The organism is Amycolatopsis sp. lyj-23, from assembly GCF_046549135.1.
In the GTDB taxonomy this organism is placed as follows: Bacteria; Actinomycetota; Actinomycetes; order Mycobacteriales; family Pseudonocardiaceae; genus Amycolatopsis.
In genome coordinates this window covers 171,558-196,901 of record NZ_JAJPWN010000016.1, presented here as the reverse complement: position 1 = coordinate 196,901, position 25,344 = coordinate 171,558, and the positions used below count along the sequence as shown (strand labels likewise).

Sequence of the window (25,344 nt, the reverse complement as noted above, 5' to 3'; positions counted from 1 at the left end):
GGTCATACAGGGAAGTTAGCCGCGGAAAACGTCGGCGACGGCCGAAGTGTCAGAGCAGCGGCGGCACCGGGAACCACGTCGCCTGCGGGCCGCCGCACCGCGTCGCGCGGGGGACGTCGTGCTGGAACCACCACGCCTCGGTGACCCGGCCGTCCGGGAGCCGGTACGTCGGCGGGCCGCCGACCCGGACCAGCCCGGCGGCCTGCAGCGACCGCGCGCTGGCGAGGTTGCCGACCTCCGCGCCGGCGCGCACCCGCGCCAGGCCGAGGTGCTCGTGCGCCAGGGTCAGGCCGGCCGCGAACAGCACCCGGCCGTGGCCGCGGCCGCGGTAGGCCGGGGCGAGGTAGCCGCCGGTCTCCGGGCCGCCGTCCTCGCCGGTGTGCACGCTCACCAAGCCGGCGCAGCGGTTCGCCTCGACGTCGATCATCACCAGGTCGATCGACTGCGGATCGGGTGCGGCCCAGTCCGGGCCGGTGCCGGGCACGACCCGCAGCGCGTCGGCCCGCGCCGGCTCGGCGACGATCGAGTCGCGCTGCCAGCCGAGCCACCGCTGCGCGGCCGGATCACTGCCGCCCGCGACGGCGGCGGCGTACTCCCACGCGGTCGGGGTGCGGAACAGGAACCGGCCGCTGCGCAGCACGTGACCCTGCCGGTCGCAGGCCCGTTTGGTCATCAGGCGGCCGCGGCGGGTGAGCCGGTCGAAGATCCCCTTGGTGGCTGGCAGCATCGCGGCGAAATCGTAGCGGAGCGATCGGGGCGGTTGTTGCTATCGTGGCGCGATGACGGCCGTACCCGAGGCAACCGAACTGGACGGCTCCGGCCGGTCCGCCCAGCCTCGCCAGCTCATCGTGACGGTGTACGGCCTCTATTCGCGCACCGAAGGCGGCTGGCTCTCGGTCGCCTCGCTGATCGACCTGCTCGCCGCCGTCGGCGTCGACGAGCCCGCCGTGCGATCGTCGATCTCCCGGCTGAAGCGGCGCGGGATCCTCGAGGCGGTCCGCCGCGACGCGACGGCGGGGTACGAGCTGTCCGACGAAGCCCGGGAAATCCTGCGCGAGGGCGACGAGCGGATCTTCCGCCGCGAGCGCGCGACCGCGGACGACGGCTGGCTGCTCGCGGTGTTCTCGGTGCCCGAGACCGAGCGCCACAAGCGCCACCTGCTGCGCACGCAGCTGGCTCGGATGGGGTTCGGCACCGCGGCCTCCGGCGTCTGGATCGCCCCGGCGCACCTGCACGCGGCGACCGAGGAAGCGCTCACCCGGCTGGGCCTGGCCGGGTACGCCGACCTGTTCCGCGCCGACCACCTCGCCTTCGGCGACGTCGCGGCGAAGGTCCGCGACTGGTGGGACCTCGACCGGCTGGACGAGCTGTACACGACGTTCCTCGACGAGCACGGCCCGGCGCTGCGCCGGAAGTCCGTGACCGAAGAGCAGGCCTTCGCCGACTACGTCCGCGTGCTGAGCGGCTGGCGGCGGATGCCCTACCTCGACCCGGGCCTGCCGGCGGAGTTCCTGCCGGCCGGCTGGTCCGGCATCCGCGCGGCCGAGCTCTTCTTCGCGCTGCACGCGAAGCTCGAGACGCCGGCCCGCGCGTACGTCGCCAAGGCGATCAACCTCGGCTGAGCACCGCGAAGCCCTGCACCTCGACCAAGGCTTCCTCGTCCCACAGCCGGGAGACGCCGATTCCTGCCATCGCCGGGTATTCCGTACCCGCGAGCCGTTTCCAGACCCGGCCGATCTCGCGCGCGTTGGCCCGGTAATCGGCCATGTCGACGATGTAGATCGTCACGCTGCAGAGGTCCGCCGGCGTGCCCCCGGCCGCGCGCAGCGACGCCAGCAGGTTGCCCAGCGCGCGTTCGAACTGCGCGACGACGCCGTCGCCGACGATCCTGTTCGACGCGTCGAGCGCGGTCTGCCCGGCGAGGAAGACGACCCGGCCCTCGGCCACCACCGCGTGCGAGAACCCGGACGGCTTGCCCAGCTCCGGCGGGTTGATGCGTTCCATGCCGGACACGGTACGCCATCTATCGCATCATTGACGGTCGTAGCCACCACGACATACCCTGGACGGCGTGCGTATCGCGGTCATCGGTGGCGGCCCGGCGGGTCTGTACTTCGCCGCGCTCGCGAAACAGCTCGGGCCCGGCCACGAAATCACCGTCTGGGAGCGCAACGCGCCGGACGACACCTTCGGCTTCGGCGTCGTGTTCTCCGACGAGACGCTCGGCGGCATCGAGCACGCCGACGCGGCGGTGCACGAAGCCATGAAGGCCGAATTCGCGCGGTGGGACGACATCGACGTCCACTACCGCGGCACGGTCACCACCTCGGGCGGCCACGGCTTCGCCGCGATGAGCCGCAAGCGCCTGCTCGGCATCCTCCAGAGCCGGTGCGCCGAACTCGGCGTCGGCCTGCACTTCCGCGAAGAGGCGCCCACGGACCTGGCAGGCTACGACCTCGTCGTCGCGGCCGACGGCGTCAACTCGGCGGTGCGCGCCCGGTACGCCGAGACGTTCCGGCCGAGCGTCGAGACGCGCCGGTGCCGGTACATCTGGCTGGGCACGGACCTCGTGTTCGACGCCTTCAAGTTCTACGTCCTCGAGACGCCGGCCGGGATCATGCAGATCCACGGCTACCCGTACGGCCGCGACGGCAGCACGTTCATCCTCGAGGTATCCGAGGACGTCTGGCAGCGGACGTTCGGCCCCGTCGCCGCGACGTCGCTGCCGCCGGGTCAGAGTGACGAGAAGTCGATCGCGCTGATCCGCGAGCTCTGCGCCGACGTCCTGGACGGCCACCAGGTCATGGCGAACAACTCGAAGTGGGTTTCGTTCGGGACGGTCCGCTGCGAGACGTGGGTGCACGAGAACGTCGTCCTCCTCGGCGACGCGGCGCACACCGCGCACTTCTCGATCGGCTCCGGCACGAAGCTCGCGATGGAGGACGCGCTCGCGCTGGCCGCGTGCCTGCACGAAAACGACGGTGTCTCGGCCGCCTTGAAGGCCTACGAGCTGGAACGGCGGCCGGTCGTCACGTCGACGCAGCGGGCCGCGCAGGCCAGCCTGGAGTGGTTCGAGAACATCGCGCAGTACGCCCACCAGGAGCCGCCGCAGTTCGCGTTCAACATCCTGACGCGCAGCCGCCGCGTGACCTACGACAACCTGCGTCTGCGCGACCCGAAGTTCGCCGCCGAGCTCGACCACTGGTTCGCCCGCTCGCTCGGGACGACGTCGCGGCCGCCGATGTTCCAGCCGTTCTCCCTGGGCGGGCTGGAGCTGCCGAACCGGATCGTGGTGTCGCCGATGGACATGTACTCCGCGGAAGACGGCGTGCCGGGCGACTTCCACCTCGTCCACCTCGGCAGCAAGGCCCTGGGCGGCGCCGGGCTGGTGATGACCGAGATGGTCTGCGTCTCCCCCGAAGGCCGGATCACCCCCGGCTGCGGCGGGTTGTACACCCCGGAACAGGAAGCGGCGTGGCGGCGGATCGTCGACTTCGTGCACACGCAGACACCGGCGCGGATCGGCGTCCAATTGGGACACTCCGGGCGCAAGGGTTCGACCAAGCTGATGTGGGACGGCATCGACGAGCCGCTCGCGGACGGGAACTGGGAGGTCTGCGCGCCGACCGCGTTGCCCTACTCGGAGCGGAACCAGGTGCCGCGGGAACTGTCCACAACGGATCTTGCGGAGATCCGTGCGCAATTCGCCGAGTGCGCTCGCGCGGCCGCTCGCGCCGGGTTCGACGTCCTCGAGCTGCACTGCGCGCACGGCTACCTGCTGTCGTCGTTCCTCTCGCCGCTGACCAACCACCGCACGGACGCCTACGGCGGCTCGCTCGAGAACCGGCTGCGGTTCCCGTTGGAGGTCTTCGACGCGGTGCGGGCGGTGTGGCCGGATTCCCGGCCGATGACGGTCCGGATCTCGGCGACCGACTGGTGCGAGGGCGGCATCGACGCCGACGACGCCGTCGAGATCGCGCGCGCGTTCGCTGCCCACGGCGCCGCGGGCATCGACGTCTCGACCGGGCAGGTCGTCAGCGAAGAGCGCCCGCAGTACGGCCGCAGCTACCAGACACCGTACGCCGACCGGATCCGCAACGAAATCGGCGAGGAGTACGGGATCGCGGTGATCGCGGTCGGCGCGATTTCCTCCTACGACGACGTCAACTCGCTGATCCTGGCCGGTCGCGCGGACCTCTGCGCGCTCGGCCGGACGCACCTGTACGATCCACAGTGGACGTTGCACGCAGCGGCCGAGCAGGGCTACCCGATGCCGTGGCCGAAGCCGTTCGCCGCGGGCAGCCGCAAACCGCAGACGGGCCGCTCCGACGGGCCGGAGCCGCGTCTCGACCTCGTCCGGTCCGGTCCGGCCGGTACCGCCCACGCCCGCTGGCGACCGGGAGCTTCGTCATGACTTTCGCACTGGATCCCGCTCAGCAGGCCTTCGCCGCCGACGTCCGCAGGTTGGCGGCCGAGCAGCTGCTCCCCCTCGCCGAGTCCGGTGTGGAGGGTGCGGTGAACCGCCCGCTGCTGAAGGCGATGGGTGCGCTCGGCCTGCTCGCGCGGCTCTTCCCCGGCGTCGGCTCGGGCACGCCGTCACGGCAGGCCGCGGCGACGGACCTGTGCATCCTGCGCGAGAACCTCGCCACCGTCAGCACGGAGGCCGAGACGGCGCTGGCCCTGCAGGGGCTGGGAAGTTACCCGGTGCTGCAGTCCGGAAGGGACGAACAGGTGGCGCGCTGGCTGCCGGCGGTGGCGGCGGGCGACGCGGTCGCGGCGTTCGCGCTGACCGAGCCGGATGCCGGTTCCGACGCGGCCGCGCTTTCGCTGGCCGCGGAGCCCGACGGCGACGGCTGGCGGCTGACGGGGTCGAAGATGTGGATCTCGAACGCCCCGGAGGCCGACTTCTACACGGTGTTCGCCCGGACGACGCCGGGTGCGGGCGCCCGCGGGGTGAGCGCGTTCGTCGTCCCCGCCGACCGCCCCGGCCTGGGCGGCGAGCACCTCGACCTGGTCAGCCCGCACCCGATCGGCACGGTGACGTTCGACGGCGTTCCCGTGCGGCGTGAGGAACTGCTCGGCGAGGAGAACCGCGGGTTCGCGGTGGCGATGCGGACGCTGGACCTGTTCCGCCCGAGCGTCGGCGCGTTCGCGGTCGGGATGGCCCAGGCCGCACTGGACGCCACGGTGGCCCACACGGGTTCGCGCGAGGCGTTCGGCGGCCCGCTGATCAAGCAGCAGGCGGTGGCGCACACGCTGGCGGAGATGGCCACGCGCACGGAAGCGGCCCGCCTGCTGGTCTACGCGGCGGCGAGCGCGTACGACGCGGGCGAGCCGAACCTCGGCGGCCGCGCGGCGATGGCGAAGCTGTTCGCAACGGAGGCGGCCCAGTTCGTCGTCGACTCGGCGGTGCAGTTGCACGGCGCCCGCGCGCTGCGGCGCGGGCACCTGCTGGAGCACCTGTACCGCGAGGTCCGCGCCCCGCGCATCTACGAGGGCGCGTCGGAGATCCAGCGGACGATCATCGCGCGCTGGCTGACCTCCCGGAGGCCGTGAGGGGTACCACGGGCTGAGCAACCAGGGCTCACCCGAAGACCAGGTCGACGCCCTTGTCCACGCAGAGCTGCAGGACGACCACCAACCGGCGAGCGTCATCTCCGTGCCGCCGGAGAAGGGGATCGGCGCTTCCGCCGCGAGGCTCGTCGGCGATCTCCCGCAGGCGGGGCAGGAGCGCGGCGCACTGCGCCGGTGTGAGGTCGGGACCTCCGTCGTCGGGATGGTCGAGGAGCGGGGCCAACGTGGTGGCGACACCCGCCCACGGGCGCTCGCCGCCGAAGCCGTGCATGTCGTCCAGGGCGAAACCCTCGACCGCGGCCAGCCACCGGCGGAACGCGTGGAAGCTGTTGTAGGACCAGGAGACGTCCGCACTGCCGGTATCGCCGTCTCCTGGGAACAACGTGAGCCCCACGCGCCCTCCTTCGTCGCCCGAGCCCCCAGCATCGCTCCTGGGCCCGGGCGCCGGCAACCGGAATACCCGGCGCCCGAACACGCACGACCGCGTTCGGGCGCCGGACCGGCGTGAACTCAGCTGCCGCGGACCCGGCGGACCGTGTCGCGGTAGAAGTACCCGCTCTGCTTGATCGTCCGCTCCTGCGTCTCGTAGTCCACCCGGATCAACCCGAACCGCTTCGCGTACCCGTACGCCCACTCGAAGTTGTCCAGCAGGGACCACGCGAAGTACCCCCGCACGTCCGCGCCGGCCTGGCGGGCCGCTGCCACCGCGGCGATGTGCGACGCCAAGTACGCCGTGCGGGAATCGTCGCGGACGAAACCCGACGAGTCCGGGTCGTCGTCGAACGCCGAGCCGTTCTCCGTGATGTACATCGGGAGGCCCGGGTAGTCGCGGCCCAGGCGCGTCAGCAGCTCGGTGAACTTGCCCGGCAGGATCTCCCAGCCCATCGCCGTCGTCGGCTCGCCGAACGGGACCACGCGCGAGGCCGGGGCGCCGTCCGCGTCCACTGTGGAACCCGATTCGTCCACTCCGGAAAACTGCTGGCCGAAGTAGTAGTTCACGCCCAGGAAGTCCAGCGGGGCCGAGATCACGTCGAGGTCGCCGTCCTGGACCGGGAGGCGGACTCCGCGCGCCGCCAGGTCGTCGACCACGTCCGCCGGGTAGCGGCCGTGGACCAGCGGGTCCAGGTAGATGCGGACGCCGAGGCCGTCCGCCTGGCGCGCCGCGCGGACGTCCTCCGCGGAGTCCGTCGCCGGGTCGGCCGTGCACATGTTGAGCGTGATGCCGAACTGCGTGTCCGCCGGAGCCGCCTCGCGCATGCGCTGCACCGCCAGCCCGTGGCCGAGCAGCAGGTGGTGCACCGCGTGCAGCCCGGCCGCGTAGTCACGGCGGCCCGGTGCCATCACGCCGTGCACGTACCCGTGCATCGCCGAGCACCACGGCTCGTTCAGCGTCGTCCAGTGGCGCACCCGGTCGGACAGCCGGTCGAACACCAGCATCGCGTAGTCGGCGAACCGGTACGCCGTGTCGCGCGCCGGCCAGCCGCCCGCGTCCTCCAGCTCCTGCGGGAGGTCCCAGTGGTACAGCGTCAGCCACGGCGTGATCCCGCGGCTCAGCGTCTCGTCGACGAGCCGGTCGTAGAACCCGATGCCCGCCTCGTTGACGCCGCCGCGGCCGCGCGGCTGGACCCGGGGCCACGCCACGGAAAACCGGTACGTGTCCGCGCCCAGCTCGTGCACCAGCTCGATGTCCGACGGCATCCGGTGGTAGTGGTCGCACGCCACGTCGCCGGTGTCGTTGTTGTCGATCGCCCACGGCACCCGGCAGAAAGTGTCCCAGATGGACGGAGTACGGCCGTCCTCCGCGACCGCGCCTTCGATCTGGTACGCGGCGGTGGCCACGCCCCAGCGGAAGTCCGGCGGCAGGGTGTCGATCAGCGCCTGCTGCTCGGCGGTCGCGGCTGTGGTCTCGGTCAAGGCGGCTCTCCTCCAGGGGTTTCGGACACCGGCGGTCAGGAAGTGGCGACGGGGTGCAGCCAGCACGCCACTTCGCGCGCCGGGTCGCCCGGCGTGCCCAGTAGCGGCACGCGGTCGGGACACGGCTCGAAAGCCTTGGGACACCGCGGGTGGAACGCGCAGCCGGACGGCATCCCGCGCGTGTCCGGTGGCGAGCCGGGGATCCCGGCCAGCTCGCGCCGCGGTCCCCGCAGCGCGGGGAACGAGTTCAGCAGACCGTGGCTGTACGGGTGCAGCGCGTCCCGGTAGAGGTCCGCCGCCGGCGCCTGCTCGACGATCCGGCCGCCGTACATGATCGCGATCCGGTCCGAGAACTCCACCAGCAGCGAAAGGTCGTGCGTGATGAACAGGACGGAGAACCCGAGCCGCTCCCGCAGTTCGACCAGCTGGCCGAGGATCTGCCGTTGCATGACGACGTCGAGCGCGGTCGTCGGCTCGTCCATGATGACGACCCGCGGCTCCAGGGCCAGCGCCATCGCGATCATCACGCGCTGGCGCATGCCGCCGGACAGCTGGTGCGGGTACGCCTCCAGCCGGTCGGCCGAGATGCCGACCAGCTTGAGCAGGTCGCGCGCCCGCGCCACCCGGCTCGCCTTCGTCGACTTCGGCTCGTGCGCCTTGATGACGTCGACCAGCTGCGTGACGACCTTGTGCACCGGGTTCAGCGAGTTCATCGCGCCCTGGAACACAATGGACGTTTCGGCCCACCGGAAGTCGCGCAGCTGCTTGTCCGTCAGGCGGAGGACGTCGTACGGCTCGCCGTCGGCGGGGTGGTAGATGACCTCGCCGCCGCGGATCACGCCCGGCGGCGCGAGCAGCCGCGTCAGCCCGTAGGCCAAAGTGGACTTTCCGCTGCCGCTTTCCCCGGCCAGGCCGAGGACTTCGCCGCGGTGCAGCGTCAGGTGCACGTCCCGCACCGCCCGGACGGCCTCGTCGCCGACGCCGTAGTCGACGTCCAGGCCCTTGATCTCCAGCACCGGGTCCATCACGGCCGTTCCTCCCGCCCGAGCACGGGCGTGAAGCCCACGCGCATCCGATGCGTCCGCCCGTCGGCCCCCTTGACGCGGGACTTGCCGCTGCCGCGCAGCCGCGGGCTGACGAACTCGTCGATGCCGAAGTTGAGCAGGGACAACGCCGTGCCCAGGATGGCGATCGCCAGCCCGGCCGGCACGAACCACCACCACGCGCCCTGGGCCAGCGCCTGCTGGCTCTGGGCCCAGAACAGGATCGTGCCCCAGTTCCAGTTGGACAGTCCCGAGACGCCGACGAACGCCAGCGTGATCTCCGACATCACCGCGAAGATCACCGTGCCGACGAAGCTGGAGGCGATCACCGCGGTCAGGTTCGGCAGGATCTCGAAGAAGATGATCCGCCACGTCGACTCGCCGGTCGCCCGGGCCGCTTCGACGTACTCCCGGCCTCTCAGTGACAACGTCTGCGCTCTCAGCACCCGCGCGCCCCACGCCCACGACGTGAACCCGATGATCACCGCCACCAGGATGTCGCCGCCGGTCGGCACCGCGCTGCCGATGATGATGATCAACGGCAGCGCGGGGATCACCAAGAACACATTGGACAGCGCGGACAGGCCTTCGCCCGGTGTGCCGCCGAGGTAGCCGGACGTCACGCCGACGATCACCGCGAGGATGGTCGCCACGATCCCGGCGGCCAGCCCGACCAGCATCACGCTGCGCGTGCCGACCACGACCTGGCTGAAGATGTCCTGGCCGAGGTGCGTGGTGCCGAACCAGTGCCGTCCGGACGGCGCCTCCAGCAGGTCGCTGCTGCGCGCCGACGGGTCGTACGGCGCGATCCAGTCGCCGATGACCGCGATCACCAGGAAGAAGACGATGACGGCGAGGCCGGTGCCGGTCTTGCCGCCGGTCAGGAACCGGAAGCGGCGCCGGCGTGCGGCCACCGCTTCGAGCGGGAGGGCCTGGGCGACCTTGACGTCCGCCGCGGGTACGGCCATGTCAGCCCTCCTTCCGGGTGCGCGGGTCGAGCGCCAGGTAGGCGACGTCGGCGAACAGGTTCGCCACCAGCACCGAGAGCGTGATGATGAGGAAGATGCCCTGCATCAGCGGGTAGTCCTGCGAGCCGACGGCCTGGAACAGCTGGTAGCCGACGCCGGGGTAGGAGAAGACGATCTCCACCAGCAGCGTGCCGCCGACGATGAACCCGAGCGCCAGCGCGAAGCCGGACACGCTGGGCAGCAGCGCGTTGCGGGCGGCGTACCCGACCATCACCCGGCGTTCCGGCAGGCCCTTGGCGTGCGCGACGGTCACGTAGTCCTCCGAAGCGACGGTGACCATCATGTTGCGCATGCCCAGGATCCAGCTGCCCATCGAGCTGATCAGGATGGTCAGCGCGGGCAGCAGGCTGTGCTGGATCGCGCTGCCGATGAACCCGGGGTCCCAGCCCGGGACCGTGCCCGGGTCGTAGCCGCCGGACGACGGGAAGAAGCTGCCCGGGCCGGCCAGCAGCGTCAGCGCGATCAGGCCGAGCCAGAAGTACGGGATCGACGAAAGGAACGTCGTCACCGGCAGCAGGCCGTCGACCCACGAGCCGCGCTTCCAGCCGGCGACCACGCCGAGCCCGGTGCCGACCGCGAAGCCGACGACCGTGGTGATGCCGACCAGGATGATCGTCCACGGCAGACTGTCGCCGAGCAGGTCGGACACCGGCGTCGGGAAGAACGTGAACGAGATCCCGAGGTCGCCGCGGAACAGCTGGCCCCAGTAGTCGAAGTACTGGGAGATCAGGCTTTCGTTCTTGTCGAGTCCGAACAGGACGTACAGCGACTGGATCGCGTCCGCGCTGATCATGCCCTGGTTCTTCGCGATCAGCGACTGCACCGGGTCGCCCGGGATCAGCCGCGGGATGAAGAAGTTGATGGTGACGGCGGCCCACGCCGTGAAGACGTAGAAGACCAGCCGTTGCAGCAGGTACCTCATCGGGCGGCCCCGTCGTAGAGCCAGCACGCGGCCCAGTGGCCGGGCGCGTCGCCGACGTCGAACCGCGGCGGCAGGTCGGTCGTGCACCGCTCCATCGCCACCGGGCAACGCGGGTGGAACCGGCAGCCGGACGGCGGGTCGATCAGGCTCGGCGGTTCGCCGGACCCGCGCTCCGCCGGGGTCTCGGCGGGGCCGGCGCCGCCCGCGATCCGGTCCGGGTCGGGTGCGGATTCGATGAGCAGCCGCGTGTACGGGTGCGCCGGCCGCTGCGTGATGGTTTCGCTGTCGCCGCCTTCGACCATCCGGCCCGCGTACATCACCATCGTCTCGTCGGCGAAGTAGCGCGCGGACGCGATGTCGTGCGTGATGTACAGGATCGCCAGGTGCAGGCGCTCCTTCAGGTCCCGCAGCAGGTTCAGCACGCCGAGCCGGATCGAGACGTCCAGCATGGAGACCGGCTCGTCGGCCAGCAGCGCCTCCGGGTCGGCGCCGAGCGCCCGCGCGATCGCGACGCGCTGGCGCTGGCCGCCGGACAGCTCGTGCGGGAACTTGTCGATGTAGCGCTCGGGCGGGGTCAGCTGGACGCGCGAGAGCAGCTCGTGCAGCGACTTCTCGAGGTCCTCGCCCGCCCGGCCGTGGATCTTCAGCGCCCGCGTCAGGTGGTAGCGGACGGTGTGCACCGGGTTCAGCGAGGCGAAGGGGTCCTGGAAGATCATCTGGACCCGGCGGGCGTAGGCGCGGAACGCCCGCCCGTGTTTGACGTCCACCGTCTCGCCGTGCAGCCGGATGTCACCGCCGGTGCGCGGGTACAGGCCCGCGAGCAGGCGCGCGACCGTCGACTTGCCGGAACCGGACTCGCCGACCAGGGCCGTGACGCGGCCGCGGCGGAGCGTCAGGGTGACGTCGTCGACGGCCTGGATGCTGCGGCGCGGCCCGGTGAGCGCCGCGCGCCCGCGCCGGCGGACCGGGAAGTGTTTCGTGAGGCCCGCGGCTTCGAGGACCACGGGGAGGTCCCCCTCCGACCCGACGGCGACGGGGTCGGAGGGGGACTGCTCGGTCGTCACGGCTGAATCCGCCATCGTCAGGCCGCGGGCTTGAGGTGCAGGACGATGTCGAGCGCGTTGCGCAGCGTCGGCTGGGCCGGCGCGTACGGGTTGGCGTCGTCGGGCCAGCCGACCCAGTTCTTCGTGCTGTACTCGCCGCCGGAGTTGGCCGCCGACGTCGGGATCATCGGCTGCTGCTCGATCATGATCTTCTGCAGCGTCGCCATGGCCGCGGTGCGGGCGGCGTCGTCCTCGGCGTTCGCGTAGGTCTCGAGCGCCTTGGTCGCCTCGTCGTTCTTGAAGCGGCCGTAGTTGCCGTTGATGCCGCCCTGGCCGGTCGGCTTGTAGCGGTTGCCGTCCATGACGTCGCGGTACATGTCGTACGGCGTCTGCCCGTCGTTGGTCCAGTGCATCAGGCCTTCGAAGTCACCGGTGTCGACCGACTTCATCCACGCGTCCTGGTTCATCTTGTCGACCGTGGCGGTGATGCCGAGCTGCGCCAGGTTGTCCTTGATGATCTCCAGGTCGGTGATGTAGTCCGACCAGCCGGACGGGACGGTGAGCTTGATGGCCACCGGCTTGCCGCTCGGGTCGGCCAGCTTGTCGCCGTTGTACTTGTAGCCCGCGCCGGTCAGCAGCGCCTTGGCGCCCGCGACGTCGACCTGCACCGACCGGCCCTTGTACTGCGGCGCGATGAACGGGTCGCCCGCCGGCGTCGGGATGCCGGTGACCTGGTCGTTCTTCGGGTAGAAGTAGCCGGCTTCACCCTGGTTGAAGATGTCGTCGCGGTTGACCACCTTGTTGATCGCCTGGCGCAGCTTCGGGTCGTTCCAGGGAGCCTTCTCGGTGTTGAACCACAGGCCGTGGACGGCCAGCTGCGCCGGGAACCACAGCTTGTAGTGCTGCGGGTCCTTGTTGGTGTAGACGGCCTTGTAGTTCGGGATGAACACGAAGCTCCACTCGGCCGCCCCGTTGACCAGCGCGCTCACCTGCGCGTTGTTGTCGGTGTAGGAGGTGTAGCGGATCTCCTTCACCTTCGGCGCTTCCTGCCAGTAGCCGCTGTCGCGCCGCACGACGATCATCGTCTGCGGAGTGGCCGACTTCAGCGTGTACGGGCCGGTGCCGATCGGGTTCTTATTGAGGTCCAGCGCCGGGTCCTTGACGTCCTTCCAGACGTGCTTCGGCACGACGAGCGTCTGCAGGATCTTGACCTGGTTGACGAACTGCGAGTTGTCGAAGCCCAGCGTGACCTGGTTGCCGGCCGCGGCGATGTCCTTGTACGGGACGGCGTCGACGTTCAGCGCCTTGTTGTCGCGCAGCAGCTGGAAGGTGTAGGCGACGTCCTCGGCGGTCATCGGCTGGCCGTCGGAGAACTTGACGCCGTCACGGACGGTCAGGACGAGCTTCCGGTAGTTGTCCGACCAGTCCCACTTGGTCGCCAGCCACGGCTTGCCCGGGTCCTGCGGCTTGACGCGGTTCAGCATGACCAGGGGCTCGTAGATCATCCACCGGTAGCCCATGTTCGACAGGGCGGACGTCTCCAGGAACGGGTTGTTGTTCTCGGCCTGCGGGCCGTCCGGCTTGCCGACGCTCAACACGGCGTCCGGATTGCTCTGGGCGGCGTTGGTGCTGCCGCTGCCACATGCGGTGAGGCCGCTCAGGGCCATACCCGCGACCAGCGCTGCGACCACTGCGCGCTTGACTCGCATCGGTCCTCCTAGTCATCGACGACTACTTGCTGTCGACTGGTAGCGAGCCCCGACCGCCGGCGACCGAACGACGTCCCGAAGTCAACCTGGGTGACTCCGGTCACGTCAATAACACGGTGGTAACATTTCGTGCCTAAGTTTAAGTGCTGAAAGAACGCGCGGTCTGGACCTGTTGATCGAAGTACTCCCTGCGACGCAAGGGTTTCAGCCGGTCCGGCCACCGTTCGCCAGCAGTTCGGCGATCGGCAGGGTCGCCGCGCCGAGCGCCACCGCCTCGGGCCCGAGCCTGCCGAGGACGACTTCGGTGCGCTCGGCCAGGTAGCCGAGGGCGTGCCGGCCGACGGCGTCCCGGACCGCCGGGAGGATCGCCTGCCCCATGATCGCCCCGGCCGAGCCGGAAAGCACCACCCGATCGGGGCTGAGGAGGTTGATCAGGTTCGCGATGCCGATGCCCAGGTACTCGCCGGTCTCGGCGAGCACGTCGGCGGCCGGGCCGCCGCCCGCCGCCTCCGCGACGATCCGGGCCAGTTCCCCGTCGCTTTCGTCCCCGATGACCGGTTCGATGCCGGCGCGCTCGGCGTAGTGGCGGACGACCGCCTCGGTGCCGACGTAGGCCTCCAGGCAGCCGTGGGAGCCGCACCGGCAGGCCGCCCCGGCCGCCTTGACGACGGTGTGGCCCCACTCGCTGGTCGTGATGTCCGGGTGCGAGCGCCCGGCCGTCGCGACGGCGGCCCCGACCCCGACGCCGAGGAGGGCGACGATGGCGCGTTCGGCGCCCCGGCCGGCCCCGCGCCAGGTTTCGACCTGGCCGAGCGTGCGGGCCCGGTTGTCCAGGTGGACCGGCAGCTTCCGGGGCGACTTGCCGTCCGGCCGGGGCAGGCCCGCCGGGAACAGCGCCTCGATGTGCGGGTCGATCAGCTCGGCGAAGTCCACCCCACGCCAGCCGAGGGTCGGCGCGTGCACGATCCCGCCGTCGCGGACCGCCCCCGGTACGCCGATGCCGACGCCGAACACCGCCTCCGGGTCGCCGCCGTCGAGCACCTCGGCGATGCCCGTGCGCACCAGCCCGGCCACTTCGTCCGGGTCGAGCCGGGTGCCGACCAGCGGGTGGCGCACGGTGCCGAGGGTGCCGAGCGCGCAGTCGAAGAGGCCGACTTCGACGTGCGTTTCGCTGACGTCCACGCCCACGACGTGCCCGAACTCCGGCCGCACGGCCAGCAGCGTCCGCGGCCGCCCGCCGTCCGATTCGACCGATCCGGCCTCCGCCACGACGCCGTCCGCGATGAGCTCGGAGACGACGTTGGTAACGGTGGCGGCCGAAAGTCCCGATTCAGCTACCAGTTCCAGTCTGCTGACGGGACCGCGGAGGTAGAGCGAGGAGAGCAGTGCCGCGCGGTTGTGCCGCCTGAGGTCACGGGTCGTCTGGCGCACCACCTGGGTCACCGGGAGGATTCTGCCAGACCGCGGCCCCGCCACCATGGGTTCGGGACTTAGTTCACCACTTAATACATAGCCACAACTTACGGTGATCAGGCATCCTGTCAGTGAGCCGGTAAGAAGTTCAGATGGGTTGCCCATGGCGAGCAAGCGCACCACCGTCCGCGATCTGCGGCGGCACAACCGATCCCTGCTGCTGTCGAAACTGTACTTCGACGGCCCGCTGTCGAGGCACGAACTGAGCCAGCTCACCGGATTGAGTGCCGCCACGGTGAGCAACGTGACGGCCGAGCTGGGTGAAGAACGCCTGATCACCGAGGCCGGCCAGGTCGAGTCGGACGGCGGGCGGCCCCGGGTGCTGCTGCGCGTGGACCCGGCGTACGGGCACGTCGCAGGCGTCGACATCGGCGAAACCGGCGTCAAGGTGGAGCTGTTCGACCTGGCGATGAGCCGGCTGGCGACGGTCGAGCACCCGCTCCCGAAGGCGCCCGACGCGGCGACCGCGGTCGCCCAGGTGACGTCCGGCCTGCGGGAGGTGTTCGCGAGCGCGGGCATCGACGAATCGGGTGTGCTGGGCGTCGGCATCGGCGTGCCGGGCACGGTCGAGCAGGGCGCCCAGGTGCTGGTGCACGCGCCGACGGTGGGCTGGGACGCGGTGCCGTTGACGGCGTTGCTGCAGGAAGCGGGGGTCGGGCTGCCGCTGTTCGTCGACAACGGCGCGAAGACGCAGGGCCAGGCGGAGATGTGGTTCGGCGCGGGCCGCGGCGCCCGCCACGCCGTGATAGCGCTGATCGGCTCCGGCGTCGGGGCGGCCGTGGTGACGGACGGGACGACGTACCGCGGCTCGACGAGCAGCGCGGGCGAGTGGGGCCACACGACGATCGCGTACGGCGGCCAGGAGTGCCGCTGCGGTTCGCGAGGGTGCTTGGAGGCGTACATCGGCGCGGGCGCGGTCCTGGCGCGCTACCGCCGCGCCCGCGGCAAGGACATCACGGGCGAGGACGAGCAGGCCCAGTTCTCGGCGCTGCTGTCGGCGGCCACGAAGTCGAAGACGGCGGCGCGGGTGCTCGACGAAACGGCGGGCTACCTGGGCGCGGGCATCGCGAACCTGATCAACTTGTTCAACCCGGAGCGCATAGTGATCGGCGGCTGGGCGGGCCTGGCCCTGGGCGAGCAGCTCCTGCCGAGAATCCGCGAGGCGGCGGGCGACCACGCGCTGCAGCACCCGTTCAGCCAGACATCGATCCAGCTGGGCTCACTGGGCCTGGACGCGGTGGCCACAGGAGCGGCAACGCTCCCGGTAGCGGACCTGCTGGCCCAGGGAGCAACATCGAGGATCGCCAAACCGGGAGCCCCGAAGTCGGACGCGGCGTAAGCCCAGGAAGCTGGAAGCCCGGACACACACGACGGCGGCGCAAGCCGCCCGCCCCGCCACACGCCCAACGGGCAGCGGTCACGAAAACCGGCACCGCCGAAGACCCACACCTGCCGAGCACCCAACAGGCAGCGGTCACCAAAACCGGCACCGCCGAGAACCCACACCTCCCCAGGCACCCCGATCCGAAGCCAGAACACGGCCGGCGACGCCGGGTCAAGGCACGCTTTCCCGCCTTGACGCGGCGCCGCCGGCCGTAGTCACAATGGCGGCTTCGGGGTGCCGGAGGAACGCGAAGCCAGAGCTACTGGTCCGGCAGATCACCCGAGATGGATCAAAGCTCACCCGGCAGACCGCGTTCCACTGAGCGGGAACCGCAAACTCCTCCACCCCACCACCCCTTAATTCGGGTTGAAAAAAATGACCCGTGCGAGTGTTGCCCGGCTTGTCTGGACCATGCATACTTTGTTGCCAAGCACAACAAAGTGCCCGCCGACGCTCACCAAGTCCGGCCCCGCCCAGGACCGCGAGCGACGGCTGACCGGTCACGCCTGCCGCCGCCCCGGCATGCGCGGCCACCTCCCCTCCCCCGCGTTCCGTGCTGCGCGCGGAACGCCGATCCCCACGGTGAGAGAGGCGACAACGATGTCCACCTCCAGGAAATCCCGCTGGGCGGCACTCCTCGCCGCCTGCGCACTGCTCCTCCCCGGGCAGCAGGTCCTCACAGCGACCGAGGCCGCAGCCGCGGCCACCTTCACCGATGACTTCAACGGCCCCGCGGGCGCCGCCGTCGACGGGTCGAAGTGGCAGCTGGAAACCGGCGACAACGTCAACAACCACGAGCGGCAGTACTACACCTCCGGCACCAACAACGCCCAGCTCGACGGCCAGGGCCACCTCGTCATCACCGCCAAGAAGGAAAACCCCGGCAACTACAACTGCTGGTACGGCCGCTGCGAGTACACCTCCGCCCGGCTCAACACCGCAGGCAAGTTCAGCCAGGCCTACGGCCACTTCGAAACCCGCATGAAGCTCCCGCGCGGGCAGGGCATGTGGCCGGCGTTCTGGATGCTCGGCGGCGGCAACTGGCCCACCGACGGCGAAATCGACGTCATGGAGAACGTCGGGTTCGAGCCGAACACCGTGCACGGCACCATCCACGGCCCCGGCTACTCCGGCTCCGGCGGCATCGGCGCGGCCTACAACGGCCCCAACTTCTCCGACGACTTCCACACCTACGCCGTCGACTGGGCGCCCAACCAGATCAAGTGGTACGTCGACGGCAACCTCTACCAGACGCGCACACCCGCGGACCTCAACGGCAACCGCTGGGTGTACGACCACAACTTCTTCATCATCCTGAACCTCGCCGTCGGCGGGTACTGGCCCGGCGACCCCAACAGCAGCACGCAGTTCCCGCAGCAGCTGATCGTCGACTACGTGCACGTCACGAACACCTCGAGCCAGGGCGGCGGCCGGACCGGCACCATCACCGGCATCGGCGGCAAGTGCGTCGACGTCGCCGGCGCGAACTCCGCCAACGGCACGCCGATCCAGATCACCGACTGCAACGGCAACGCCGCGCAGAACTGGACCGTCGGCACCGACGGCACCATCCGCGCCCTCGGCAAGTGCATGGACGTCTCCGGCGCGGGCACCGCGGACGGGACGGCGGTGCAGCTCTACGACTGCAACGGAACCGGCGCCCAGCAGTGGGTCGTGACCGGCGCCAAGGACATCGTGAACCCCAACGCGAACAAGTGCCTCGACGCCACCGGCAACTCCAGCGCGAACGGCACCCGCCTGCAGATCTGGACCTGCGGCGGCACCGCCAACCAGAAGTGGACCACTCCCTGATCGCCCGGGCCGGGAGCGCGTAGCTCCCGGTCCGCTCCCCAAGGAGAACTACAAGTGCGGCGAATCCTCGTCGCGCTAATGGGGTGTGCCCTGTTAGCGCTTTCTTCCTTCACGACCGGCTCGGCCCAGGCGGCGGTCGAAGCGGGTCCGTCCGCGAGCCAGCTCCTCGCCAAAACCCAGACGTGCCAGCAGATCTCCAACGGCAAGTACTCCTTCGACGAAGGCGGCGCGGCGACCGTGCCCGTCTGCCAGGCCAACGGCGCGGTGTTCTTCACGGCCGACATGGACGTCGACTGCGACGGCGTCCGCACCACGCAGTGCAACGAGAACACCGACTGCTGCTTCTACCCCGACACCGCGTTCCACACTTCCACCGATCAGCCACTGAACGCGGCGCAACTGCCCTACATCGTGCTGCCGCAGCCGACGTCCACTTGGGACTACCGCAACTACGGCATCGACGGCGGCTCGGTCGTGGCGGTGGTCTACAACAACCAGGTCACCTACGCGGTGGTCGGCGACACCGGCCCGACGAGCATCATCGGCGAGGCCTCCTACGCCACCGCCGCGAGCCTCGGCATCAACCCGGACCCGAAGAACGGCGGCACCGAGGGCCCGGTGACCTACATCGTGTTCCCGAACACGCACGTCAACCCGATCGAGAACCACGCCAACGCGGTCAGCCTCGGCGAGCAGGTCGCGACGCAGTTCGCGGGCGGCACGACACCGCCGCCCACCGGGAACGGCGGCGCGATCACCGGCATCGGCGGCAAGTGCGTCGACGTCGCCGGCGCGAACAACGCCAACGGCACCGCCGTGCAGCTCTACGACTGCAACGGCACCAGTGCGCAACAGTGGACGGCCGGCAGTGACGGGTCGCTGAAAGCCCTCGGCAAGTGCCTCGACGTCACCAGCGCGGGCACGGCCAACGGCACGACGACGCAACTGTGGGACTGCAACGGATCGGGCGCCCAGAAGTGGACGGCGAACGGTTCGAAGAACCTCGTGAACGCCGGCTCGGGCAAGTGCCTCGACGCGACCGGCAACTCCAGCGCCAACGGGACCCGGCTCCAGATCTGGACCTGCGGGTCCGGCGCGAACCAGAAGTGGACTCTGCCATGAGAAAGCGTTCTCTCCTCGCGGCGACAGCCGCGGCCGCGCTCACCGCGGCCACCTTCGCCGTGCCCGCGCAGGCCGCCGGCGAAACGGTCAACATCTGGCTCACCACGACCAGCGACGCCGGCGGGCGGACGGTCACCCGCGGCCTCCAGCAGCAGACTCCGGTGGCGTTCGCCGCGGGCACCGGCAGCGGCGGGGTGACCATCAACGTCAACGAAAACACCACCTACCAGCAGTTCGAAGGCGGCGGAGCGTCCTTCACGGACACCGCGGCCTGGCTGATGAACTCCAGCGGCGCGCTGTCACAGGCCACCCGCGACGACACCATGCGGAAACTGTTCGACCCGAACAACGGCATCGGCCTGAGCTTCATCCGCAACCCGCTCGGTGCGTCCGACCTGGCCCGCTACAGCTACACCTTCGACGACGTGCCGGCCGGCCAGACCGACCCGAACCTGACGCACTTCTCCATCGCCCACGACCAGGCCGACGTGCTGCCGCTGACCAAGCAGGCCAAGCAGCTCAACCCGCAGGCCAAGGTGATGGCGTCGCCGTGGAGCGCGCCGCCGTGGATGAAGGACAACGACAGCTACCTGCTGGGCTGGGTCGAATCGCAGTACTACCCGGCCTACGCGCAGTACTTCGTCAAGTACCTCCAGGCCTACCAGGCCGCGGGCGTGCCGATCGACTACGTCTCGATGCAGAACGAGCCGACGTGCTGCTCGAGCTACCCGTCGACCAACTGGAACGGCGCCGGACTGGCGTACTTCGCGAAGAACAACCTGCTGCCCGCGCTCCAGAACGCCGGCCTGTCCACCAAGGTGCTGGCCCTGGACTGGAACTGGGACACCTACGCGTCCTACGGCGCACCGACGCTGGACGACCCGGCGATCCGCACCCACCCGAACTTCGGCGGCGTCGCCTGGCACGGGTACGGCGGGGACATCGCGCAGCAGACGACCACGCACAACCAGTACCCGAACGTCAACGCCTACTCGACCGAGCACTCCGGCGGCACCTGGATCTCGAACCAGCAGGCCGAGGACATGAACAACATCGTCGACTACACGCGCAACTGGTCGAAGAGCGTCACGAAGTGGAGCCTCGCCGTCGACCAGAACATGGGCCCGCACAACGGCGGCTGCGGCACCTGCACCGGCCTGATCACCGTCCACAACGGAGACTCGCGCAGCGGGCAGGTCGACTACACCGTCGAGTACTACACGATGGGCCACCTGACGAAGTTCGTGAAGCCGGGCGCGTACCGGATCGACTCGAACGACAACTCGACCGTCCGCAACGTCGCCTGGAAGAACCCGGACGGCTCGAAGGCGCTGATCGCGTACAACTCCGGGACCGGCAGCCAGAGCGTCCGGGTGAACTGGGGCGGCTCGTCGTTCAGCTACACCCTGCCCGGCCACACGTCGGCGACGTTCACCTGGAACGGCACCCAGGGCAACGGCGGCACCACCGGCAAGACCGGCCCGATCACCGGCCTCGGCGGCAAGTGCATCGACGTCGCGGGCGCGAACAGCGCCAACGGCACCGCGGTCCAGCTCTACGACTGCAACGGCTCGACCGCGCAACAGTGGACCCTCGGCACCGACGGCACGCTGAAGGCGCTCGGCAAGTGCCTCGACGTCACCGGACAGTCCACAGCGGATGGTGCTCAGCTGCAACTGTGGGACTGCGGCGGGACGGCCAACCAGAAGTGGGCGGCCACGGCGGCCAAGGACATCGTCGGCGCGGGTTCGAACAAGTGCGTCGACGCCACCGGCAACACCAGCGCCAACGGCACCCGGCTGCAGATCTGGACCTGCACCGGTGCGGCCAACCAGAAGTGGAACGTGCCCGCATGAAACTCAAGGCAGTTTTCGGCGCACTGATCGCCACCTCGGCGCTGGTGCTCGTCCCCGGCGTCGCCCACGCGGCGACCGGGCCGATCACCGGCATCGCGGGCAAGTGCGTCGACGTCAACGCGGCGAGCACGGCCAACGGCACCGCGATCCAGCTCTACGACTGCAACGGCACCAATGCGCAACAGTGGACGGTCGGCAGCGACGGTTCACTGCAGGCGCTGGGCAAGTGCCTGGACGTCACGAGCGCCGGCACCGCGAACGGCACCACCGTCCAGCTCTGGGACTGCAACGGCTCCGGCGCCCAGAAGTGGACGGCCAACGCGGCGAAGAACCTGGTCAACACCGGGTCCGGCAAGTGCCTCGACGCCACCGGCAACTCCAGCGCCAACGGGACGCGGCTGCAGATCTGGACGTGCGCGAGCACGGCCAACCAGCAGTGGACGCTCCCGTCCGGCGGTACGACTCCGCCGCCCGGGCCAGGCGTGATGGCCGTGGCGCCGTACCTCTACAACGGCTGGGGCGACCCGCCCAACCCGGCGACGATCCAGAACGCCACCGGCGTCAAGTGGTTCACGCTGGCGTTCGTGCTGTCCAACGGCTACTGCAACCCGCAGTGGGACGGCGGCCGGGCGCTCACCGGCGGCGTCGACCAGGGCACGATCAACACGGTCCGCGCGGGCGGCGGCGACGTCATCCCGTCGTTCGGCGGCTACTCCGGCAACAAGCTGGAGTCCTCCTGCGGCAGCGCGGGCGAGCTGGCGGCGGCCTACCAGAAGGTGATCAGCGCCTACGGCCTCAAGGCGATCGACATCGACATCGAGGCCGACGCCTACAGCAACGCGACCGTGCAGCAGCGCACGGTCGACGCGCTGAAGACGGTCCGGGCGAACAACCCGGGCATCAAGATCTACATCACCTTCGGCACCGGCCAGTCCGGACCCGACAACAGCCTGGTGAACCGCGCGGCGCAGGCCGGCCTCACGGTCGACGGCTGGGTCATCATGCCGTTCGACTTCGGCGGCGCCGGCCAGAACATGGGCACGCTGACGCAGCGGGCGGCCGAAGGGCTCAAGAACGTCGTCAAGAGCGCGTACGGCTACGACGACGACACCGCCTACCGGCACATGGGCATCTCGTCGATGAACGGCATCACCGACAACGGCGAGACGGTCACGCTGAACGACTTCACGACCATCCTGGGCTACGCCAACGCGCACCACCTGGCCCGGCTGACGTTCTGGTCGGCGAACCGCGACCGCCCGTGCCCCGCCGGCTATCCGAACAACGACACCTGCTCCGGTGTCTCCCAGCAGGCGTGGGACTTCACGAGGATCTTCGCCCGCTACGCCGGCTGACCCCGCACCACCCCGAAGGCCCGGCCGGAGTTCCGGCCGGGCCTTCGTGCGTGCTGGGCTGCCGGGCCGCGGCCCTGGGGAAGCGGCGACCCGGCAGCGAGGGGTCCCGCCTGCCGCTGGGGGTCTCCGGCGGCGGAACCGCCTCCGAGGCTATCGACCGGATATCGCGTCCGGCTCGTGCTCGGACCGTCCGAACGCTCAACCCTGCCCGAACGCCCCGCTACTCCGCCGCGATGGCCGCGCGAGCCGCCTCGGCCCGGTCGGCGTACGCGCCCACCAGCTGCTCCTCGGCGTCGTCGAGGTACTTCATCAGCAGCTGCTCCGCGCCCGGGCCGTCGCCGGCCTCGATGCGGTCGAGGATCTCGTGGTTGCGGGGCAGGTAGCGCTCGTGGAAGCGCCGCGGCTCGGCCATGATGTGGAACACCAGCCGCAGCTCGGCGGTCAGCCGGGCGACCAGCTCGTTCACCCGCTCGCTGCCCGACAGCGCGGCCAGCTCCTGGTGGAACCAGACGTTCGCGGTGCCGAGGTCCTTCCAGTTGCCGCTGCGCGCGGCCTCGTCGCCGATCTCGACCTTCTCCTTGATCCGCGCGAACGACGGCGGCTTGGCCGTCACCCCGCGGACCGCCGCGCATTCGATGATCTTGCGCACCCGGTAGATGTCGACGACGTCCTCGACGCTCGGGATGCGGACGAAGACCCCGCGGTTGAGCTCGTGGGCCAGCAGCCGCTCGTGGGTGAGCAGCCGGAACGCCTCGCGCAGGGTGTTGCGGGAGACGCCGAGCGCGGTGCCGATGTCCTGCTCCGACAGCCGGCCGCCGGGGAGGAAGAACCCCTCCGCGATGCGGTTGCGCAGCACGCCGGCGACCCGCTCGGCCGTGCTCTTGCGCGTGACCAGGCTCCGATCGGCCGCCAGGCCCGCGGCGCCGCTGTCTTCGATGACCACGCCACCAATGCTACCCGGCACCCAGAGGACGATCGAATTGGTGTCTTGTGGAATTGTTCAACAATCTCTACCGTGTGAGGCACGCCACGATGAGAGACACTGGCCAGGAGGTGCTCCATGACTGCCACGACCGCTACCGAGTCCCGGCCGTTCGACTGGTTCCGCACACTCGGAAAACGGGGCCGCCGCGCCTTCGCCGGTGCGTTCGGCGGGTACGGCCTGGACTCGTTCGACTACCAGACCCTGCCGCTCGGCCTGGCCGCGATCACCGCGTACTTCGGCATTTCCAGCGGCGAGGCCGGTCTGCTCGGCACGACGACGCTGGTCGTCTCGGCCGTCGGCGGCGTCGGGGCGGGCATGCTGGCCGACCGGATCGGCCGCGTCCGCACCCTGCAGATCACCATCGCGATGTACACGGTCTTCACCGTGCTCTGCGGGTTCGCCCCCAACTTCGAGACGCTGCTGGTCTTCCGCGCGCTGCAGGGCCTCGGCTTCGGCGGCGAGTGGGCGGCCGGCGCCGCGCTGGTCGCGGAGTACTCGCAGGCCAAGTACCGCGGCCGGACCGTGGCGTTCGTGCAGAGCGCCTGGGCGGTCGGCTGGGGCCTGTCGGTGATCGTCTACACCGTCGTGTTCAGCGTGGCCAGCGACGACGTGGCCTGGCGGATCATGTTCTGGACCGGCGTCATCCCGGCGTTGCTGGTGCTGTGGGTCCGCAAGAGCGTCCAGGACGCGCCGCGCGCCGAAGAGCGGCTGAAGACCGAGCGCCCGAAGGGCACGCTCGGCAAGATCTTCAAGGGCGATCTCCTGCGCACGACGTTGTTCGCCGCGCTGCTGGCCACCGGCGTCCAGGGCGGGTACTACACGATCTCGACGTGGCTGCCGTCCTACCTCAAGAAGACGCGCGAGCTGACCGTCATCGGCACCGGCGGCTACCTGGCCTTCCTCATCACCGGTGCCTTCGTCGGGTACGTCTGCGGCGGCTACCTGACCGACCTGCTGGGCCGCAAGAAGACCTTCCTGACGTTCGCGCTGCTCTCGGCCGCGTTGATCGTGGCGTACACGCAGATCCCCAAGGGCGCCAACGGGCTCGTGCTGGTGCTGGGCTTCCCGCTCGGGTTCTCGATGTCCGCGATCTTCAGCGGGTTCGGCGCCTACCTCGCCGAGCTGTACCCGACGGCGCTGCGCGGCACCGGGCAGGGCTTCACGTACAACTTCGGCCGCGCGGTCGGCGCGATCTTCCCGACCGTCGTGGGTTTCCTCGGCGCGGGCGGCGCGATCGTGTTCGGCGCGCTCGGCTACGGCATCGCCGTGCTGGCCCTGCTCGGCCTCCCGGAGACCCGCGGCATCGAACTCGCCGACTGAGGGGGACCCATGACGACCATCGACGAACTGGCCACGTTCACCCCGGCGCAGGCCCGGGCGGCGTTCCGCTCCGGCACCGCCCACCCCACGACCGGCTGGGCCGGCGGCTTCACCCAGACCAACCTGATCGCCGTGCCCGAGGACTGGGCCTACGACGTCCTGCTGTTCTGCACCCGCAACCCGCAGCCGTGCCCGCTGCTCGACGTCACCGACCCCGGCGACCCCGCCACCCGGCTCGCCGAGGGCGCGGACCTGCGGACCGACCTGCCGCGCTACCGGATCTGGCAGAACGGCGTGCTCGCCGGGGAGGTGGCCGACGCGACCGGTCTGTGGCGCAGCGACATGGTCGCCTTCTCCATCGGCTGCAGCTTCACCTTCGAGACGGCGCTGGCCGCCGAGGGCGTCCCGCTGCGGCACGTCGAGCAGGGCCGCAACGTCGCCATGTACGTGACGAACCGGCCGTGCGCGCCCGCCGGGCGGCTGTTCGGGCCGATGGTGGTGTCGATGCGGCAGATCCCGGAGGACCGCGTCGACGACGCCATCCGGATCACCCGCGCGATGCCGGCCGTGCACGGCGCCCCGGTGCACATCGGTGACCCGCGCGCGCTGGGCATCGAGGACCTGGCCCGGCCGGACTTCGGCGACCCGGTGGACGCGCAGCCCGGGGACGTGCCGGTGTTCTGGGCATGCGGCGTCACCCCGCAGGCAGCGCTGATGGCGTCGCGGCCTCCCTTTGCGATCACCCACGCGCCGGGGTACATGTTCATCACCGATCGGCACGACAGCGAATACCGGGTGGGCTGA

21 protein-coding genes are annotated in these 25,344 nt (G+C 70.3%); 10 read left to right on the top strand and 11 right to left on the bottom strand.

Annotation, left to right across the window (positions count from 1 at the left end; translation table 11 throughout):
* Nucleotides 1–49 precede the first annotated feature (49 nt).
* A complete protein-coding gene (locus tag ACLJPY_RS35430; RefSeq protein ID WP_410595343.1) occupies nt 50–727 on the bottom strand; it encodes a GNAT family N-acetyltransferase in 678 nt (225 codons plus the stop codon).
* A 52-nt stretch (nt 728–779) separates the two neighbouring features.
* Here ACLJPY_RS35430 and ACLJPY_RS35425 point away from each other — a divergent pair, with 52 nt between their 5' ends.
* Nucleotides 780–1,622 (top strand): PaaX family transcriptional regulator C-terminal domain-containing protein, encoded by an 843-nt coding sequence (locus tag ACLJPY_RS35425; protein ID WP_410595342.1) that lies wholly within the window; start codon nt 780–782, stop codon nt 1,620–1,622.
* Here ACLJPY_RS35425 and ACLJPY_RS35420 read toward each other — a convergent pair.
* The gene (locus ACLJPY_RS35420) at nt 1,609–2,004 is read right to left on the bottom strand and encodes a RidA family protein (RefSeq protein ID WP_410595341.1); all 396 of its coding nucleotides are present in this window, start codon (nt 2,002–2,004) and stop codon (nt 1,609–1,611) included. The genes ACLJPY_RS35425 and ACLJPY_RS35420 overlap by 14 nt on opposite strands.
* A 67-nt stretch (nt 2,005–2,071) precedes the next feature.
* On the opposite strand from ACLJPY_RS35420, the gene ACLJPY_RS35415 reads away from it, so the two are divergent.
* The gene (locus tag ACLJPY_RS35415) at nt 2,072–4,414 is read left to right on the top strand and encodes a bifunctional salicylyl-CoA 5-hydroxylase/oxidoreductase (RefSeq protein WP_410595340.1); all 2,343 of its coding nucleotides are present in this window, start codon (nt 2,072–2,074) and stop codon (nt 4,412–4,414) included.
* Nucleotides 4,411–5,556: an acyl-CoA dehydrogenase family protein gene (locus ACLJPY_RS35410; protein ID WP_410595339.1), complete on the top strand. Its 1,146-nt coding sequence runs from the start codon at nt 4,411–4,413 to the stop codon at nt 5,554–5,556. The genes ACLJPY_RS35415 and ACLJPY_RS35410 overlap by 4 nt, the downstream gene beginning before the upstream one ends.
* A gap of 28 nt (nt 5,557–5,584) precedes the next feature.
* Here ACLJPY_RS35410 and ACLJPY_RS35405 read toward each other — a convergent pair whose 3' ends face one another.
* The 8 genes from ACLJPY_RS35405 to ACLJPY_RS35370 all read right to left on the bottom strand — a co-directional run bounded on the left by ACLJPY_RS35405 (nt 5,585) and on the right by ACLJPY_RS35370 (nt 14,676).
* Nucleotides 5,585–5,968, bottom strand: coding sequence for a hypothetical protein (locus ACLJPY_RS35405; protein WP_410595338.1), 384 nt, complete (start codon nt 5,966–5,968; stop codon nt 5,585–5,587).
* Between the two features lie 116 nt (nt 5,969–6,084).
* On the bottom strand, nt 6,085–7,488 hold the full coding sequence (locus tag ACLJPY_RS35400; protein ID WP_410595337.1) for a GH1 family beta-glucosidase: 1,404 nt from the start codon (nt 7,486–7,488) through the stop codon (nt 6,085–6,087).
* A 35-nt stretch (nt 7,489–7,523) separates the two neighbouring features.
* Nucleotides 7,524–8,513: an ABC transporter ATP-binding protein gene (locus ACLJPY_RS35395; protein ID WP_410595410.1), complete on the bottom strand. Its 990-nt coding sequence runs from the start codon at nt 8,511–8,513 to the stop codon at nt 7,524–7,526.
* Nucleotides 8,513–9,499 carry an ABC transporter permease gene (locus ACLJPY_RS35390; protein WP_410595336.1) on the bottom strand — a complete coding sequence of 329 codons (987 nt, stop codon included), beginning with the start codon at nt 9,497–9,499 and terminating at the stop codon, nt 8,513–8,515. Before ACLJPY_RS35390 ends, ACLJPY_RS35395 begins: the two co-directional genes overlap by 1 nt.
* Nucleotide 9,500: 1 nt before the next feature.
* Nucleotides 9,501–10,481, bottom strand: a complete 981-nt coding sequence (locus tag ACLJPY_RS35385; protein WP_410595335.1) for an ABC transporter permease — start codon at nt 10,479–10,481, stop codon at nt 9,501–9,503.
* Nucleotides 10,478–11,545: an ABC transporter ATP-binding protein gene (locus ACLJPY_RS35380; RefSeq protein WP_410595334.1), complete on the bottom strand. Its 1,068-nt coding sequence runs from the start codon at nt 11,543–11,545 to the stop codon at nt 10,478–10,480. The genes ACLJPY_RS35385 and ACLJPY_RS35380 overlap by 4 nt, the downstream gene beginning before the upstream one ends.
* A gap of 17 nt (nt 11,546–11,562) precedes the next feature.
* Nucleotides 11,563–13,233: an ABC transporter substrate-binding protein gene (locus ACLJPY_RS35375; RefSeq protein ID WP_410595333.1), complete on the bottom strand. Its 1,671-nt coding sequence runs from the start codon at nt 13,231–13,233 to the stop codon at nt 11,563–11,565.
* A gap of 204 nt (nt 13,234–13,437) precedes the next feature.
* Nucleotides 13,438–14,676: an ROK family protein gene (locus ACLJPY_RS35370; protein WP_410595332.1), complete on the bottom strand. Its 1,239-nt coding sequence runs from the start codon at nt 14,674–14,676 to the stop codon at nt 13,438–13,440.
* A 133-nt stretch (nt 14,677–14,809) separates the two neighbouring features.
* Here ACLJPY_RS35370 and ACLJPY_RS35365 point away from each other — a divergent pair, with 133 nt between their 5' ends.
* The 5 genes from ACLJPY_RS35365 to ACLJPY_RS35345 all read left to right on the top strand — a co-directional run bounded on the left by ACLJPY_RS35365 (nt 14,810) and on the right by ACLJPY_RS35345 (nt 22,235).
* Nucleotides 14,810–16,045 carry an ROK family protein gene (locus tag ACLJPY_RS35365; protein WP_410595331.1) on the top strand — a complete coding sequence of 412 codons (1,236 nt, stop codon included), beginning with the start codon at nt 14,810–14,812 and terminating at the stop codon, nt 16,043–16,045.
* A 645-nt stretch (nt 16,046–16,690) separates the two neighbouring features.
* The gene (locus tag ACLJPY_RS35360; RefSeq protein WP_410595330.1) at nt 16,691–17,902 is read left to right on the top strand and encodes a family 16 glycosylhydrolase; all 1,212 of its coding nucleotides are present in this window, start codon (nt 16,691–16,693) and stop codon (nt 17,900–17,902) included.
* Between the two features lie 54 nt (nt 17,903–17,956).
* Nucleotides 17,957–19,024, top strand: a complete 1,068-nt coding sequence (locus ACLJPY_RS35355) for an RICIN domain-containing protein (protein ID WP_410595329.1) — start codon at nt 17,957–17,959, stop codon at nt 19,022–19,024.
* Nucleotides 19,021–20,880, top strand: coding sequence for a ricin-type beta-trefoil lectin domain protein (locus tag ACLJPY_RS35350; protein ID WP_410595328.1), 1,860 nt, complete (start codon nt 19,021–19,023; stop codon nt 20,878–20,880). The genes ACLJPY_RS35355 and ACLJPY_RS35350 overlap by 4 nt, the downstream gene beginning before the upstream one ends.
* Nucleotides 20,877–22,235, top strand: coding sequence for a ricin-type beta-trefoil lectin domain protein (locus ACLJPY_RS35345; protein ID WP_410595327.1), 1,359 nt, complete (start codon nt 20,877–20,879; stop codon nt 22,233–22,235). The genes ACLJPY_RS35350 and ACLJPY_RS35345 overlap by 4 nt, the downstream gene beginning before the upstream one ends.
* Before the next feature lie 220 nt (nt 22,236–22,455).
* On the opposite strand, the gene ACLJPY_RS35340 is transcribed toward ACLJPY_RS35345, so the two are convergent.
* On the bottom strand, nt 22,456–23,178 hold the full coding sequence (locus tag ACLJPY_RS35340; RefSeq protein WP_410595326.1) for a GntR family transcriptional regulator: 723 nt from the start codon (nt 23,176–23,178) through the stop codon (nt 22,456–22,458).
* Nucleotides 23,179–23,295: 117 nt separating this feature from the next.
* Between ACLJPY_RS35340 and ACLJPY_RS35335 the strand changes: the two genes are divergently transcribed.
* A complete protein-coding gene (locus tag ACLJPY_RS35335) occupies nt 23,296–24,540 on the top strand; it encodes an MFS transporter (protein ID WP_410595325.1) in 1,245 nt (414 codons plus the stop codon).
* Between the two features lie 9 nt (nt 24,541–24,549).
* Nucleotides 24,550–25,344 carry a putative hydro-lyase gene (locus tag ACLJPY_RS35330; RefSeq protein ID WP_410595324.1) on the top strand — a complete coding sequence of 265 codons (795 nt, stop codon included), beginning with the start codon at nt 24,550–24,552 and terminating at the stop codon, nt 25,342–25,344.

Excerpts from the sequence above, each read along its gene's own strand:
- ACLJPY_RS35390 (WP_410595336.1), bottom strand. The coding sequence starts at position 9,499 with ATGGCCGTACCCGCGGCGGACGTCAAGGTCGCCCAGGCCCTCCCGCTC.
- ACLJPY_RS35385 (WP_410595335.1), bottom strand. The coding sequence starts at position 10,481 with ATGAGGTACCTGCTGCAACGGCTGGTCTTCTACGTCTTCACGGCGTGG.
- ACLJPY_RS35410 (WP_410595339.1), top strand. The coding sequence starts at position 4,411 with ATGACTTTCGCACTGGATCCCGCTCAGCAGGCCTTCGCCGCCGACGTC.
- ACLJPY_RS35345 (WP_410595327.1), top strand. The coding sequence starts at position 20,877 with ATGAAACTCAAGGCAGTTTTCGGCGCACTGATCGCCACCTCGGCGCTG.
- ACLJPY_RS35350 (WP_410595328.1), top strand. The coding sequence starts at position 19,021 with ATGAGAAAGCGTTCTCTCCTCGCGGCGACAGCCGCGGCCGCGCTCACC.
- ACLJPY_RS35330 (WP_410595324.1), top strand. The coding sequence starts at position 24,550 with ATGACGACCATCGACGAACTGGCCACGTTCACCCCGGCGCAGGCCCGG.
- ACLJPY_RS35360 (WP_410595330.1), top strand. The coding sequence starts at position 16,691 with ATGTCCACCTCCAGGAAATCCCGCTGGGCGGCACTCCTCGCCGCCTGC.
- ACLJPY_RS35335 (WP_410595325.1), top strand. The coding sequence starts at position 23,296 with ATGACTGCCACGACCGCTACCGAGTCCCGGCCGTTCGACTGGTTCCGC.
- ACLJPY_RS35430 (WP_410595343.1), bottom strand. The coding sequence starts at position 727 with ATGCTGCCAGCCACCAAGGGGATCTTCGACCGGCTCACCCGCCGCGGC.
- ACLJPY_RS35365 (WP_410595331.1), top strand. The coding sequence starts at position 14,810 with ATGGCGAGCAAGCGCACCACCGTCCGCGATCTGCGGCGGCACAACCGA.
- ACLJPY_RS35395 (WP_410595410.1), bottom strand. The coding sequence starts at position 8,513 with ATGGACCCGGTGCTGGAGATCAAGGGCCTGGACGTCGACTACGGCGTC.
- ACLJPY_RS35375 (WP_410595333.1), bottom strand. The coding sequence starts at position 13,233 with ATGCGAGTCAAGCGCGCAGTGGTCGCAGCGCTGGTCGCGGGTATGGCC.
- ACLJPY_RS35425 (WP_410595342.1), top strand. The coding sequence starts at position 780 with ATGACGGCCGTACCCGAGGCAACCGAACTGGACGGCTCCGGCCGGTCC.
- ACLJPY_RS35420 (WP_410595341.1), bottom strand. The coding sequence starts at position 2,004 with ATGGAACGCATCAACCCGCCGGAGCTGGGCAAGCCGTCCGGGTTCTCG.